This is a genomic window from Kribbella sp. VKM Ac-2568 (assembly GCF_004345365.1).
Taxonomy (GTDB): Bacteria; Actinomycetota; Actinomycetes; order Propionibacteriales; family Kribbellaceae; genus Kribbella; species Kribbella orskensis.
Genome location: NZ_SLVF01000005.1, coordinates 250,941 through 265,060 on the forward strand (window position 1 = coordinate 250,941; position 14,120 = coordinate 265,060).

Sequence of the window (14,120 nt, forward strand, 5' to 3'; positions counted from 1 at the left end):
CCCGATCGTCCTAGGGGCGGATGACGGTGACGCCGGCCGGACTACCGGCGGTGAGCTCGTCGAGCGCGGCGGGGACTTCATCGAGTGAGATCGTGCGGGTGATCAGGTCCTGCGGCTTCAGGTTGCCTGAGGCAACGAGATCGAGCATCTCGGGGTAGGCATGAGCCGGCATCCCGTGACTCCCGAGCCATTCCAGCTCCTGCCCGATCAGCCGCGACACATCCAACTGCACTCCGTCAGGCAAGAGACCGACCTGAAGATGCCGCCCCCTGGGCCGCAACGACCGCAAGGCGTCCTGGACGATCGCGTTCGATCCCAGCGCATCCATCGTCACCCGCGCACCACCGCCGGTGAGCTCGAGAATCTCCTGCACTACGTCCGATGACGCCTGAACGGTGTCGGCGGCGCCGTACGAGCGAGCCAGTTCGAGGGCAGCAGGGTTGGTATCAACGGCAATGACGCGTGCACCGAGCGCGGCAGCAATCATCACGGCGGACAACCCAACGCCACCACATCCGAAGATCACGACGTCCTCGTCCGCCGCGACCCGACCGACCTGCCGAACCGCGCGGAAGGACGTCGCGAACCGACACCCCAACCCGGCTGCGGTGTCGAAGTCCAAGGTCTCCGGCAGCCGGATCAGATTCACCTCGGCAAACGGCAACGCGACGTGCTCGGCAAACGAACCCCAGTAATTGAAGCCGGGCTGCAGTTGATTGGGGCAGACCTGGTGATTGCCCTCCAAGCACTGCTCACACTTCCCACACGCACAGATGAACGGAGTCGTGACCCGATCGCCCGCCTTCCACCCGGCAACGCCATCCCCCACCGCGGCGATCGTCCCAGCCAACTCATGCCCGGGAACATGCGGCAACACGATGTCAGAGTCATGCCCCTGCCACCCATGCCAATCACTCCGACACAACCCAGTGGCCTCAACCCTCAAAACCACCCCACCCGGGTCCGCCTCAGGCACCGCCACATCCTGAACCGACGGCAACACCCCGAACTTCTCCACCACCACAGCACGCATCGCCCCATCCTCACCCACCGCCGCCCACCCCACCACCCGACCCGCGTACTCCGCCCCACGCCGCCCCTCCGTCGCTCGCCCCCGGGGTCGCGACTCCTCCATCGCCCGCTCGGCGACCACGAGGTGCTCGCAGGCCGGGTCCATCTGCCGCGAGCTGACTCGGGTACTCCACCCATGCCGCTCATTCGTCGCTCGCTCCCACCCGCCCCGGGTCACGGCTTCTCCGTCGCCGCTCGGCGAGTCCCGGGTGGTCGCGGTGGAGCGACTGAGCACCGGACGGACTCGAGCGCGTCACATAGCCGCCGCGACATGGTCAAGCGGCCGGCTCGCCTGACCAAGGTCCCACCCGGGCAGCTGCACTGGCACGGCTGTACCGAACGAAAGGAAGAGGTCGCTCGCAACGCCAACCACCACGCCACGCCCAGGTGACCCCATGCGCTGAGCACCCTCGCACCCACCAGGCGAACGACGGCAAACTCGAGGGTTACCCAGTCCTGTTGCGGGTTACCCCCGAACCTTCGAGAGGGGAACCCACAACAACGGCAGGTAACCCCCGCCGCGAACCGCGACCCCGCAGTGCAGTGATCGCCCCCTCTGAGGGGTCAACCCCCTACCCGCAGGGATGCCTGCTCAGAATCCGAGGGGGCAACCCGCACCTTCAGGGGTTGACCCCTCGGAGGCGCGTCGGTACGTCGGGTGGCTGCCCGGGTTCCGAGGGGGTAACCCGCCCTCTCGGGGGTTGACCGCCCGGAGGGCACGCTGGTACGTCGCGAGCCGCCGGGGACCGGGGACGCGGGGAGAGAGCCGGCAGCCCGGGGCGTACCGAAGCACAGGGGAAGTACCAGCTACCCGCCGGCGACGGCCGGGATGATGGAGACCTGGCCGCCGTCCTTGATCGAGGTGTGGAGGCCTTCGGCGAAGCGGACGTCGTCGTTGTCCACGTAGACGTTGACGAAGCGGCGGAGTTCGCCGGAATCGTCGAGGACTCGGCCCTTGATGCCTGGGTAGGAGGTGTCGAGAGACTCGAGCACCTCGCTCAGGGTCGAGCCTTCGACAGAGACCTCGGATGCTCCCTGGGTGTAGGGCCGCAGGATGGTCGGTACCCGAACGCTGACGCTCACTGCAGCCCTGCCTTCACGAAGGCGTCGTACGACGCGGGGATGGTCACCTTGGGGCCGACCCGGTCGGCCACGGCGTCGAGCGTCTTGAGCCCGTCGCCGGAGTTGATGATCACCGTCTCGGCCTCGGGGTCGAGCTGGCCGGTCTCGATCAGCTTCTTCAGCGTCGCGACGGTCACCCCGCCCGCGGTCTCGGTGAAGATGCCCTCGGTGCGGGCGAGCAGCTGGATGCCCTCGACGACCTCTTCGTCGCTGACGTCCTCGATCACTCCGCCGGTACGTCGGGCGACGTCGAGCACGTACGGCCCGTCCGCGGGGTTGCCGATCGCCAGGGACTTGGCGATGGTGCTCGGCTTGACCGGCTTGACCACGTCGTGGCCGTCGCGGAACGCCTGGGCGACCGGGGAGCACCCGGTGGCCTGCGCGCCGTACACCTTGTAGTCGGTGGCCTCGACCAGGCCGAGTTTGCCGAGCTCGGTGAAGCCCTTGTCGATCTTGGTCAGCTGGGAGCCGGACGCGACCGGGATGACGATCTGCTGCGGGATCCGCCAGCCGAGCTGTTCGGCGATCTCGAAGGCGAGCGTCTTCGAGCCCTCGGAGTAGTACGGGCGGACGTTGACGTTCACGAACGCCCAGCCCTCCTCCTCGCCGGCGATCTCGGAGGCGAGCTTGTTCACGTCGTCGTAGTTGCCCTCGACGGCGACCAGGGTGCCGCCGTACACGGCGGTGGTGATCACCTTCGGGCGCTCGAGGTCGTGCGGGATGAAGACGACCGAGCGGATGCCGGCCCGGGCAGCGGCCGCGGCGACCGCATTGGCCAGGTTGCCGGTGGAGGGGCAGGCGAAGACCTTCATGCCGAGCTCGCGGGTGGCGCTCAGGGCGGACGCGACCACGCGGTCCTTGAAGGAGTGGGTCGGGTTGCCCGAGTCGTCCTTCACCCAGAGCTTGCGCAGGCCGAGCTCGCGGGCCAGGTTGCCGGCGTCGATCAGCCGGGTGTAGCCGGGTTCGGTGTTCGGGAAGCTCGCCACGTCGGTGGGCACCGGCAGCAGCGGCTGGTACCGCCAGATGTTCTTGGGTCCGGCCTCGATCTGCTCTCGCGTGATGGTCGGGAACTCGTACCCGACCTCCAGCGGACCGAAGCACTCCATACAGGCGTAGAACGGACCGAGCGGCGATTTCGCCCCACAGGCGCGGCAGCTCAGGTGCGTACCGTTGCCGAAGGCACCTTCGCGGATGGTGTGGGTCGACGCGGCGGCGGTCAGGCTCATGGAGGTTCCCTCCTCATCTTCCCCGGACCGGATCTCGGCGCGGGACGGATTTGGCACCGTTCCGCCGCGAGCGCCTCGGATCGAGACGTCAACGGGGAGGGTTGCCGGGACTTCAACGGGCCGTTTCCCTCAGTCCCTCTGGATGAGCACTGACGAGGTTACCCAATCGGGTCCATATTGTGTCTGCCGTTCCCACCATGCGAGACAGCGGATCTCACTCCGCCCGGCACTCCCGGAAGGTCCGCCGGTACGCCGAGGGCGACGTTTGCAGCAGTTTCCCGAAGTGGTGCCGCAACGTCACCGGAGTCGCGAACCCGGCCGCGGCCGCGATCTCCTCCACCGGCGCGTCCCCGGTCTCCAGCATGGTGAGCGCCGCCTGCACGCGCTGGGCGATCAACCACTTACCCGGCGTCGTCCCGGTCGCCCGGACGAAGTGCCGCAGATACGTCCGCGGCGACAACCCGGCCTGCCTGGCCAGATCCGGTACGCCGATCGGCTCGGCCAGGTGCTCCAGCGCCCAGCCGAGACTCCGGGCGACTGGCGCGTCGTCGGGCTCCGGCGGCACCGGGGATTCGATGTACTGCGCCTGGCCACCCGCCCGGTACGGCTGGATCACCAGGCGCGGGGTGACCGCGTTCGCCACGGCAGCGCCGAAGTCCTTGCGGACCAGGAAGCCCACCGTCACGGATCCCGCCCGCACGAATCAGGCCGTCACGAATCCCGGTCGCGGCGGATCTCGAGCATCCGCATCAACGGAGTCGCCGCGACGCCGTGGACGACGACGCTGAGCACGACCGTGAAGCCGACCGTCGCCCACAACCACGGCAGGTCGGTCTCGAAGTCCGACCCCGCATAGGCCAGGTAGTAGACCGACCCGACCCCTCGTACTCCGAACGCGGCCGTGACCCAGCGCTCCGACCGCCGCATCGGCGTTCCGTGGAGTGAGACCCAGGCGGTCAACGGCCGGATCACGACCACCAGCAGTACGCCGATCGCGGCGCCGGCCAGGGTCAACGGCTTGAGCAGACCGCCGGTGATCGCCACCCCGAGCAGGAGCAGGATCCCCCAGGTCAGAATGTGCTCGAGTTGCTCGACGAAGCCGTGCAACTCCTCGTGGAAGTCGTGGTCGCGTTCGGCGGCCCGCAGCGAGAGTGCGGCGACGAACACGGCGATGAAGCCGTAGCCGTGCAGTACCTCGGCCAGGCCGTAGACCCCCAGCGTCATCGCGAGAGCCAGCACGGGCTCCCGCGAATCGGCCAGCCGGAAACTCGGCAACGGCGCGGAGAAGGCCATCCGGCCGAGCAGGCGGCCGGCGATGACACCGACGGCCACGCCGATCACCGCCTTGCCGACCAGGTCCCAGGCGAACCACTCCAGCGCCCAGTTGCCGACGGCACCTTTCGTGGCGGCGAACACGGCCGCGTAGACGAACGGGAACGCGAGGCCGTCGTTCAGCCCGGCCTCCGAGGTGAGCGCGAAGCGGACCTCGTCGTCCTCCTCGGGTTCGGCGCCCTCGCCGGTCGTCGGGCCCTGCACCTGAACGTCCGAGGCGAGCACCGGGTCGGTCGGTGAAAGCACCGCGCCGAGCAGGAGCGCGGTGGCAGGTGCGAGGCCGAGGAGCCAGCCGGCGCCGGCGACCGCGGCGATACAGGCGGGCATGGCGACCAGGAGCAGTCGCCAGGTGACTTTCCAGCGGCGCCAGCCGATCGGGCGGTCGATCGCGAGGCCGACACCCATCAGGGCGACCAGGATGGTGAGTTCGGCGAGGTGTTCGGTGAGCTTGGGCTCGGCGATCGGACTCAGCCGGCTGCGATCAACGAACAGCCCGAGCAGCAGGCCCGCGCCCAGGAAGGCGATCGGCGCGGAAATCGCGTACCGCCGGAGCAACCGGGGCAGCACAGCACCCACCAGCAGGGCGAGGCCCGCCACCAGGTAGAGCCCGTCCCCGTTGATCCGCATGATGCGGACCCTAGTGCCCAGGTTCGGGTGTATTCACCGAAGACGATGCGTGGCGCCCGGCGTGTGCGTGGGTAGAGACTTGCGGGGGCCGTAGCGCGGATGACTGATGCCGGCCAACTCCAGGAGGCGCTGGACCCGAAAGCGATGCCCACGGTACGGCTCGATGAGTTCGGCGGTGCCGTCGTCGTCGAGTTCCTCACCGGTCAGCGCGTACGAGACGTTCCGCGACACGTGATAGTCAGCGAACGAGAACGCATCCGCATCACCATGAGCCCGCTGCCGGACCTCCGCGGCAGTCCACACACCAACGCCGGGCAACGACCGCAGCCGTCGCTCCACTTCAGCCCCGTCGGTCAGCTCCAGCGTCCGCTCCAACGCGGCCGCCCGGGTCGCCGCCGTGATCACCACCCGCGACCGCCGCCCCTCCACCCCGGCCCGCAACCACTGCCAGGACGGAATCAGCCGCCACTCCTCCGGCGACGGCGGAACCATCATCTTCCGGCCGTCCGGAGCACCCGGCCCCGGCGCCACTTCGCCGTACTCGCGCAGCAACATCCGCCACCCGGCAAACGCCTCCTTGCCGGTGACGACCTGCTCGATCCCCGCAGCCGCCATCGCCTCGAAGACCGCGCGCGTCCTCGGCACCCGGAAGTGTGGAAACCGCCGCGCGGCGTCCACCAGCGGCTGGTGCTCGGGCAACGGCTCGAACCCGTCCCAGCTGTCCGCCGCCCCGAGCAACTCGGGCACCCCGTCCAGGGCCCACTCCGCACCAGGCCCCCACGCCTCGGCCTCCACCTCGCCCACCCCGGAGTACGGCGTGAGCCTCAGCAGGACAGGTCCGTCAGGGGTTCGGGTGGCGCGCCAGACCGTACGGCGGCCGGGGTCGAACACGTACGCCGGGTCGCCGGGCCCTTTGCGCAGCCCACCGATCACCGTGTGCGGATCCACCGCCCAGGCCGCCCGCCATCTCCGCACCACCGAACTCACGCCCGCAAGTGTTACTCACGCCTCCGACAGAACCCCATACTGAGGTATGGGTGAGGGGATGTCGGGGTGGCAGCGGGTGAAGTTGGTGGGGAATTTGCTGAACCTGTCGACGGCGATGGGGGTGCTCGTCGGGGTGATCGGGCGGGCGAAGTTCAGCCGTGGGCCGCGTGGGCTCTTCTACGCGACCGGGTACCGGCTGGGGTTCCCGATCGCCAGCGCGTTCACGCTTGGGAACCTGGTGCTGACCAAGAACGAACTCTCGTACTTCGACCGGCGTCCGCTCCTGGTCAAGCACGAGGAACGCCATTCCTGGCAGTACTTCTGCCTGCTCGGTCTCCCCATGCTCCCGCTCTACGCCCTCGGCGCAGGCTGGTCCTGGCTGCGCACGGGCTGTCCGGCTTCGCGCAATCCGTTCGAGCGGCTGGCGAGTCTCAAGGACGGCAACTACATCGAACACCCGGTCCAGCCTCTGGGCCGGACGCTCAGCCAGACGTTCAGCGGGTTGCGATCGCGTCGGAAAGGGCTGTAAGCACGGTCACCACACCGGCTGGGTCGTCCACGACGATGTCAGCCGCGTCCGCCAGGTCGGACGAACCCCCCGAGCGAGCAGCGACCAGTACTGCGTGGAGCCCCTCGCCGCGCAGGTCATCCAGAGCCCGGAAGGCAGCGAGGTCGCCTAGGTCGTCCCCGGCGTACAGGACCGAGCGGGCATCGGTGGACTCGACCAGCCGCCGCATGGCGACTCCCTTGTCGATACCGGGCGGCCGGAGCTCCAGAACCAGGTTGCCCGGCTCCAGCCGGAGGTCGGTGGACTCGGCCAGCTCCGTCAGCGGAGTACGCAATGCCTCCCAAGCAGGCAATGGCTCCGGTAACCGGCGAGTGTGAACCGCCAGCGAGCTGCCCTTGTCCTCGACGAACGCGTCCGGCAGCCCAGCCTCCTGCAGCAAACCCGGCAACCGATCCCGAGCAACTGCAACCCCCGGTGGCACCGGGTCGCTCGTCACAGCACCAGTAGAGGCCTCCCACCGCTCAAGCCCGTAATGACCCAGTACTACGAGTCGCCCGAGCCCGGGGTGTCCAGTAACGCCGGAAAGCTCGGTCGCAACCAGAGCAGGCCGGCCGGTCACGATGGCCACCTGGCCCACTGAGCGAGCGAGTCGGGCCAGCGCGTCCAGGGCTCCGTCGGCCGCCCGGGACATCGCAGGGTCCTCGACCAGGGGTGAGAGCGTGCCATCGAAGTCTGAGGCGATCACTGCCCCGGCCGGATCCGCGACGATCGCTTCCCAGCCCTCCCGCCCGGCCGCAGTCGCCAGTACGGGAGTGCTCATCCTGCGTAGTCCGTGGTCAGGATGACGGTGAGCCGGTCCTTCTTCATGTTCGGCAGGGCGTCCTTGGTCCGGCTGATGCCGATGTCCTTGGCCAGCTGGGCTGCCTCGCTCTGCATCCCCGGCGGGTAGTAGACGGTGCTCCCGACGATCTTGCCGTGCCAGTTGTCGGCACCGGCGACCGTCCAGCCGGCCTGCCGGGCGCGGATGGAGACGTCCTCGGCCAGCCCCTTGCGAGAGGTGTTGTTGTACATCTCGACCGCGGGACGCTCGGACGGCGGGATGGACGCACCGGTCGAGGGTGCGGTGGTCGGCGTCGGTTCCGAGGCCGGCGCAGAACTGGGCGCAGAACTGGGCACCGAACTCGGCTCCGAACTGGGCTCAGTGGTCGGTACGGAGGTCGGCGCTGAGGTCGAAGCCGGGCTGGCAGGCGTCGGAGACGAAGAAGAAGTCTTGGCAACGGGCGTGTCGGCCGCGCTGTCGCTACCGCGGGTGCCGAAAAGGAACAGCAGCCCGCCGACGATCGCGACGGCGGCAAGCACGGCGACCAGGGACGAGAGGACCTGGCCCCGTTCGTCCTTCGAGCGCCGGAGATAGCGTGCGGAGCGCTGGCGCAGCACACTTCTCAAAGCTCAGACCTCGATACCCAGCCGACGGGCTGAACGGGCGCGCTGGCGGGCTGCTCGCAGCCGGCGTAGGCGCTTGACCAGGAGCGGGTCGTGGGCGAGGGCCTCCGGCCGGTCGATCAGGGCGTTCAGCACCTGGTAGTACCGGGTGGCGGACATCTGGAACTGGTCGCGGATCGCCTGCTCCTTGGCGCCGGCGTACTTCCACCAGTGGCGCTCGAAGCCGAGGATGGCACCGTCTCGATCCGACAACCCAGCGACGGCCGGCTGGGCTGCTTCGGCGGGGCCGGAGGAGCTGGCGTTGGCGCTGTCCATCTGCTGGTGACTCCCGTGCGGTCGGTGATCGTCCGTCCGCCCAACACTCTACGTGCTGAACAACAGCGATGTCATTCACCACGCAGCGACATGACCCGTGTCGTAGGCGGACGGCCGGGCGCGCCCAACTCTGGCAGGATCGAGCGTGTGAGCTCAACTCGACAGGGCCCTGGCGACGTGTCGCCCGGCCCACGACCCGCCATCGTGACGGTCGAGGAGCTGCAGGCCCGGTACGCCGCGGTGAACCCTTTGGTGAACGCCGTCTGCACGCCCAATCCCGCCGCTCTCACCGAAGCCGTCCGACTGGATGCAGAGCGTGACGACGGGCGCGTTCGCGGCCCGCTGCACGGCCTGCCGGTGCTGGTGAAGGACAACATCGACACCGCGGACCTGCCGACCACCGCGGGTTCGCTGGCGCTGGCCGACCAGCCGCCGCCACCCCACGACGCCCCGCTGGTACGCCGGTTGCGCGAGGCGGGCTGCATCGTGCTCGGCAAGACCAACCTGAGCGAGTGGGCCAACTTCCGCGGCTCGGCGTCCTCGTCCGGCTGGAGCGCGTTCGGCGGGCTCACCCGCAACCCGTACGCCCTGAACCGCTCAGCGGGTGGGTCGTCCAGCGGCTCTGGCGTGGCGGTGGCCGCCGGAATGGCGGATCTCGCGATCGGCACGGAGACGAACGGGTCGATCGTCTGCCCGGCCGCGCTGAACGGTGTCGTCGGGCTGAAGCCTACCGTCGGCCTGATCCCGCAGCAGGGCATCGTGCCGATCTCGCACTCGCAGGACACCGCCGGTCCGATGACCCGCACCGTGAGGCAGGCGGCCGCGCTGCTGACCGTGCTCACCGGTGGCGCCACGGACTACCTGCGGAGTTGCCGGGGCGAAGACCTCAGCGACCTTCGGATCGGCGTACCGCGTGGGCCGTTGTGGGGGTACTCGACGGGCCTGGACCGGGTGTCCGAGGAGGCGCTCGAGCTGCTCAGCCGGTGTGGCGCGACGCTGGTGGATCATCTGTCGCTGCCGACTCCCGGTGGCGACGAGGACCAGTTGCACGTGTTGTCCCACGAGCTGAAGGTCGACCTCACGGCGTACCTGGCGACCCGCAAGCCGGGCGGTCCGAGGACGCTGGCGGACCTGATCGCGTTCAACAAGCAGCACGCGGACGTCGAGCTGCGCTACTTCGGCCAGGAGCTGTTCGAGCGGGCCGAGGGCACCGAAGGGCTCGATTCACCGGTCTACGTCGCCGCCAGGCTGGCGGCGCTGCGGGCCGGCCGGGACGGCATCGACGGGCTGTTGCGCGAGAACCAGCTGGACGCCCTCGTGATGCCGTCGTACTCGCCGGCCTGGACGATCGACCTGATCAACGGCGACCACGTGCTCGGCAGCTCGTCCTCGCACGCCGCGCTGGCGGGCTATCCGCTGCTGTCCGTGCCGTCCGGGCTGGTCGAAGGGCTGCCGGTCGGCATCACCTTCAGCGGCACCGGCCGGAGTGATGACACCCTCATTCGCTTGGCGCACGCGTTCGAAACCGCGAGAATCAAGGCTCACGGTCCGTTCCCGACCCCGGAGCTCAGACAGTGGGTATAGCTCGAGTCCGCTGGGGAATCGTTGCTACCGGCAACATCTCCACAGCGTTCACCAAGGATCTCGCCGAGCTCGCCGGCGAGGCGGTGGTGACGGCGGTCGCGTCCCGGTCGCTCGACAGCGCCGACCGGTTCGCCGACCAGTTCGGGATCGAGCACCGCTACGACGACTACCGCCGGCTGCTCGAGGACGGCCACGTCGACGTCCTCTACATCGGCACCCCGCACCCGCAGCACTACGCGATCGCCCGGGCCGCGTTGCAGGCCAAGGTCGCCGTGCTGTGCGAGAAGCCGGTCACGCTGACCGCGCGGCAGGCCCGGGACCTGGTGGCCGTCGCCCACGAGAACAACACGCTGTTCGCCGAGGCGATGTGGATGCGGACCCACCCGGTCGTGCAGGCCTTCTTCGCCGACCTGGCGAAGGGCGTGATCGGCGAGCCGATGGAGGCGCTGGCCGACTTCGGCTTCCACAAGCCGCAACTCCCCGCCCGGCTGCTCGACCCCGCGCTCGGCGGCGGCGCTCTGATGGACGGCGGGATCTACCCGATCACCTTCGTCCACATGGCGCTCGGCAGCCCGGCCGAACTGAAGGCGGTCGGCTCGGTCAACGAGGACGGCGTCGACCTGAACGTGGCGATGGCCTGGCGGTACGACTCGGGCGCGGTCGCCGCGCTGACCTGCGGACTCCGCTCGCAGAACCCGTGGACCGCCTCGGTCAGCGGCCCGGAGGGGAGCCTGCTGCTGCCGCACCGGTTCCACCACCCGGAGTACTACGTCCGCAGCACCGCCGCGGGCGAGGAGCGGATCGACGTACCGACGCATGGCCTTGGGTACCACTACGAGGCAGCCGAGATGATGCGGGCGCTGCGCGCGGGGCTGGTGGAATGCCCCGCCCTCCCGCATGCCGCCACGATCGAGATCCTCGACCTGCTCGACGAGACGCGTAGACAGATCGGGGTCAGCTACCCCGGCGACGACGAATACCTGGGTGGATAACAGCTGATGCCGAAACAGTCGGGAACACCGAACGGACGCAGTTCTTTCGTGGTGGTGGCCAACCGGCTTCCGGTCGACCGGATCGAGATGCCCGACGGCACCAGTGCGTGGCGGCGCAGCCCGGGTGGGCTCGTCACCGCGCTCGCCCCGGTGATGCAGAGCCACCACGGCGCCTGGATCGGCTGGACCGGCGGAGCGGACGAGAAGCTGGACCCGTTCGACGAGGGCGGCATGCACCTGGTCCCGGTGACGCTGTCGGCCGAGGACATCGAGCTGTACTACGAGGGTTTCTCCAACGCGACCCTGTGGCCCCTGTACCACGACGTGATCGTGCCGCCGGAGTTCCACCGGGAGTGGTGGGAGTCCTACGTCGCGGTGAACCGCCGGTTCGCCGAGGCGGCCGCGGAGGCCGCCGACGAGGGCGCGGACGTGTGGGTGCACGACTACCAGCTGCAACTGGTCCCGGCGATGCTGCGCCGGCTGCGGCCCGACGTACGGATCGGCTTCTTCCTGCACATCCCCTTCCCGCCCACCGAGTTGTTCGCGCAGATGCCGTGGCGCCGGCAGATCCTGGACGGGCTGATGGGCGCGGACCTGGTCGGCTTCCAGCGGCCCGGCGCGGCCTCGAACTTCGCCCGCCTGGCCCGCAACCGGATGGGCCTGCGGACCCGCGGCGACCGGATCCACCTGCCGGACGACCGGATCGTCCGGGCGAAGGCGTTCCCGATCTCGATCGACGTCGGCGAGCTCGAGCAACTGGCCCGCCAGCCGGAGACCGAGGCCCGGGCCCGGGAGATCCGCGAGGAGGTCGGCAACCCCGCGCACATCCTGCTCGGCGTGGACCGCCTCGACTACACCAAGGGCATCCGGCAGCGGATGCGCGCGTTCGGCGAACTGCTGGACGAGGGCCGGGTGTCCGTCGACGACGCGGTGTTCGTTCAGGTGGCGACCCCTAGCCGGGAGCGCGTGGAGCAGTACCGGGTGCTGCGCGACGAGATCGAACTGCTGGTCGGCCGGATCAACGGCGAGCACGGCCGGATCGGCACGCCCGCGATCAACTACCTGCACACCTCGTACTCGCGGACCGAGATGGCCGCGCTGTTCCGGGCCGCCGACGTCGCCGTGGTCACCCCGCTGCGCGACGGCATGAACCTGGTCGCCAAGGAGTACGTCGCCTGCCGGTACGACGACACGGGCGCCCTGGTACTGAGCGAGTTCGCCGGCGCGGCGGACGAGTTCCGGCAGGCGTTTCTGGTGAACCCGCACGACATCAACGGGATGAAGGACACCATCGTCGACGCGATGAACACCGACGACCGGCAACTCGGCCGCCGGATGAAGGCGATGCGCAAACACCTGGCCGCGCACGACGTGAACGTCTGGGCCGCCTCCTTCCTGAAGGCGCTGCATGCCGAAGACTGACCAACGGATCCTCGCGCTGGATCTGGGCACCTCGTCGGCCCGGGCGCTGGTACTGACGGCCGACGCCTCACCCGTGCCCGGCGCGTTGGCCCGGCACAAGATCTCCCCGGCGTACGGCGCGGGCGGCGAGGCGACGCTGGATCTGCACGGCTACGTCGAGGGGTTGCTCGGCTGCCTGGACGAGTTGCAGCAGAACGGGCACCTGACCGGAATCGGCGACATCGTGCTGTCCTCGCAGTGGCACTCGATCGTCGCCCTCGACGGTTCGGGCGAGCCGCTGACGCCGGTGATCCCGTGGGTGGACACGCGGACCGTGCCGCTTTCGCTGGACTCGTCCTTCGACGAGCACGCGTTCCACGCTCGGACCGGCGCCTGGCTGCACCGGCTCTACTGGACCCGGCGAATCCCTTGGCTGGCCTCGATCGTCCCGGCCGCCTCCTACGCGGGTCTGCCGGACCTCGTGCTCGAGCGGCTGACCGGCGAGCGGGTCACCTCGGTCTCGATTGCCTCCGGCACCGGCACGTTGGACCTCGCCTCCGGCCGGTACGACGAGGAGGCACTCGCGGTCGCGGGTGTCACCGAGAAGCACCTGCCGCCGATCGTTCCCACCGGCTGGACGGGTTCCCTCTCCCCGGAGTACGCGCGACGCTGGCCGGGGCTGGTCGGCGTACCGGTGCATCCGCCGACGGGTGACGGCGCCGCGTCGAACGTGGGCACCGGCGCGTACGACGAATCCACCGCGGCCGTGACGGTCGGTACGTCGGCCGCCGTGCGGGTGGTCCACCCGATTGAGGGCGCGCCCGAGTTGCCGTGGGAGCTGTGGCGGTACCGCGTGGACGACAAGCGCGCGGTGACCGGAATGGCCTTCTCCGCCGCGGGAAACCTGCACGCCTGGCTGACCGACGTGCTGCGGCTCGAGGGCGAGCGCCGCGAGCCGGTCGGAGTGGAGGTCGGGTCCACGCGGGTGATCGCGATCCCCTTCCAGGCGGGCACCCGGCCGCCGGAGACGGTGCCGAGTGGTTCGGGCGTCTACTTCGGGCTGTCGTTCGACGACACCGGCGCGGATCTGCTCGCCGCCTCACTACAGGGCGCCTCCCTGGAGATCGACCGCGGGCTGCGGATGCTCGACTCGCTCTTCGGCCATCAACTCGAGGTCGTGCTCGGCGGTGGCGGCATCGACGCATCCGCGTGGTGGCGCCGCTGCCTGACCGCGACCTTCGCCCGCTCGACGACAGCCTGCTCCGAGCCCGAGGTAGGAGCCCGAGGCGCCGCCGCTGTCGCCCTGGGTCTCTCCCCCACCCCCGGCGGCGAAACCTTGGCCCCGGACAAGGACGACCTGGACCGCGTCGCCGGACTGCGCCCGCGGTACCAAACCCTGCGCGCCCTCGCAGTACAGGCCTCCCACGAGCTGCCCCACCACGCCGAGCTTCGCTGACTGGTCCCGGAGTACTGCGTTCGTAGTACCGGGTGGATACGGCCTTTGGAGGACGT

At 69.6% G+C, this 14,120-nt stretch carries 14 protein-coding genes and 1 riboswitch; of the genes, 5 read left to right on the plus strand and 9 right to left on the minus strand.

Annotation, left to right across the window (positions count from 1 at the left end; translation table 11 throughout):
• Positions 1 to 10: 10 nt before the first annotated feature.
• The 6 genes from EV648_RS15715 to EV648_RS15740 form a co-directional block, all read right to left on the minus strand.
• A complete protein-coding gene (locus EV648_RS15715; protein ID WP_370452722.1) occupies positions 11 to 1,177 on the minus strand; it encodes a zinc-dependent alcohol dehydrogenase family protein in 1,167 nt (388 codons plus the stop codon).
• A gap of 701 nt (positions 1,178 to 1,878) precedes the next feature.
• Positions 1,879 to 2,154, minus strand: a complete 276-nt coding sequence (locus EV648_RS15720; RefSeq protein ID WP_132291237.1) for a ubiquitin-like small modifier protein 1 — start codon at positions 2,152 to 2,154, stop codon at positions 1,879 to 1,881.
• Entirely contained in the window at positions 2,151 to 3,419 is a 1,269-nt protein-coding gene (gene thrC / locus EV648_RS15725) for a threonine synthase (RefSeq protein ID WP_132291240.1), read from the minus strand. The genes EV648_RS15720 and thrC overlap by 4 nt, the downstream gene beginning before the upstream one ends.
• Before the next feature lie 10 nt (positions 3,420 to 3,429).
• Positions 3,430 to 3,568, minus strand: a riboswitch (SAM riboswitch).
• Positions 3,569 to 3,633: 65 nt separating this feature from the next.
• The gene (locus tag EV648_RS15730) at positions 3,634 to 4,104 is read right to left on the minus strand and encodes a GlxA family transcriptional regulator (RefSeq protein ID WP_241995222.1); all 471 of its coding nucleotides are present in this window, start codon (positions 4,102 to 4,104) and stop codon (positions 3,634 to 3,636) included.
• 26 nt (positions 4,105 to 4,130) lie between these two features.
• Complete coding sequence (locus EV648_RS15735) at positions 4,131 to 5,378, minus strand: sodium:proton antiporter (RefSeq protein WP_132291243.1); 1,248 nt, start codon at positions 5,376 to 5,378, stop codon at positions 4,131 to 4,133.
• 33 nt (positions 5,379 to 5,411) lie between these two features.
• Positions 5,412 to 6,365, minus strand: a complete 954-nt coding sequence (locus EV648_RS15740) for a DNA-3-methyladenine glycosylase (protein WP_132291246.1) — start codon at positions 6,363 to 6,365, stop codon at positions 5,412 to 5,414.
• A gap of 58 nt (positions 6,366 to 6,423) precedes the next feature.
• Between EV648_RS15740 and EV648_RS15745 the strand changes: the two genes are divergently transcribed.
• On the plus strand, positions 6,424 to 6,894 hold the full coding sequence (locus tag EV648_RS15745; RefSeq protein ID WP_132291249.1) for a hypothetical protein: 471 nt from the start codon (positions 6,424 to 6,426) through the stop codon (positions 6,892 to 6,894).
• Here the strand turns inward: EV648_RS15745 and otsB are convergent.
• From otsB to EV648_RS15760, 3 genes are read right to left on the minus strand one after another with little or no spacing between them, the layout of a single operon-like run.
• Positions 6,860 to 7,693, minus strand: coding sequence for a trehalose-phosphatase (otsB, locus tag EV648_RS15750; RefSeq protein WP_132291252.1), 834 nt, complete (start codon positions 7,691 to 7,693; stop codon positions 6,860 to 6,862). The two genes, EV648_RS15745 and otsB, sit on opposite strands and share 35 nt — an antisense overlap.
• Positions 7,690 to 8,310 carry a LytR C-terminal domain-containing protein gene (locus EV648_RS15755; protein WP_241995310.1) on the minus strand — a complete coding sequence of 207 codons (621 nt, stop codon included), beginning with the start codon at positions 8,308 to 8,310 and terminating at the stop codon, positions 7,690 to 7,692. The genes otsB and EV648_RS15755 overlap by 4 nt, the downstream gene beginning before the upstream one ends.
• 12 nt (positions 8,311 to 8,322) lie before the next feature.
• A complete protein-coding gene (locus EV648_RS15760) occupies positions 8,323 to 8,631 on the minus strand; it encodes a DUF3263 domain-containing protein (protein WP_026162776.1) in 309 nt (102 codons plus the stop codon).
• A gap of 147 nt (positions 8,632 to 8,778) precedes the next feature.
• Here EV648_RS15760 and EV648_RS15765 point away from each other — a divergent pair, with 147 nt between their 5' ends.
• Genes EV648_RS15765 through EV648_RS15780 form a run of 4 tightly spaced genes read left to right on the plus strand, consistent with a single transcriptional unit; the run spans position 8,779 to position 14,064 of the window.
• On the plus strand, positions 8,779 to 10,215 hold the full coding sequence (locus EV648_RS15765; RefSeq protein WP_199234636.1) for an amidase: 1,437 nt from the start codon (positions 8,779 to 8,781) through the stop codon (positions 10,213 to 10,215).
• Positions 10,206 to 11,207: a Gfo/Idh/MocA family protein gene (locus EV648_RS15770; RefSeq protein WP_132291258.1), complete on the plus strand. Its 1,002-nt coding sequence runs from the start codon at positions 10,206 to 10,208 to the stop codon at positions 11,205 to 11,207. The genes EV648_RS15765 and EV648_RS15770 overlap by 10 nt, the downstream gene beginning before the upstream one ends.
• 6 nt (positions 11,208 to 11,213) lie before the next feature.
• Positions 11,214 to 12,629 (plus strand): trehalose-6-phosphate synthase, encoded by a 1,416-nt coding sequence (locus EV648_RS15775; protein WP_132291261.1) that lies wholly within the window; start codon positions 11,214 to 11,216, stop codon positions 12,627 to 12,629.
• On the plus strand, positions 12,616 to 14,064 hold the full coding sequence (locus EV648_RS15780) for an FGGY family carbohydrate kinase (RefSeq protein ID WP_132291264.1): 1,449 nt from the start codon (positions 12,616 to 12,618) through the stop codon (positions 14,062 to 14,064). Before EV648_RS15775 ends, EV648_RS15780 begins: the two co-directional genes overlap by 14 nt.
• Positions 14,065 to 14,120 lie beyond the last annotated feature (56 nt).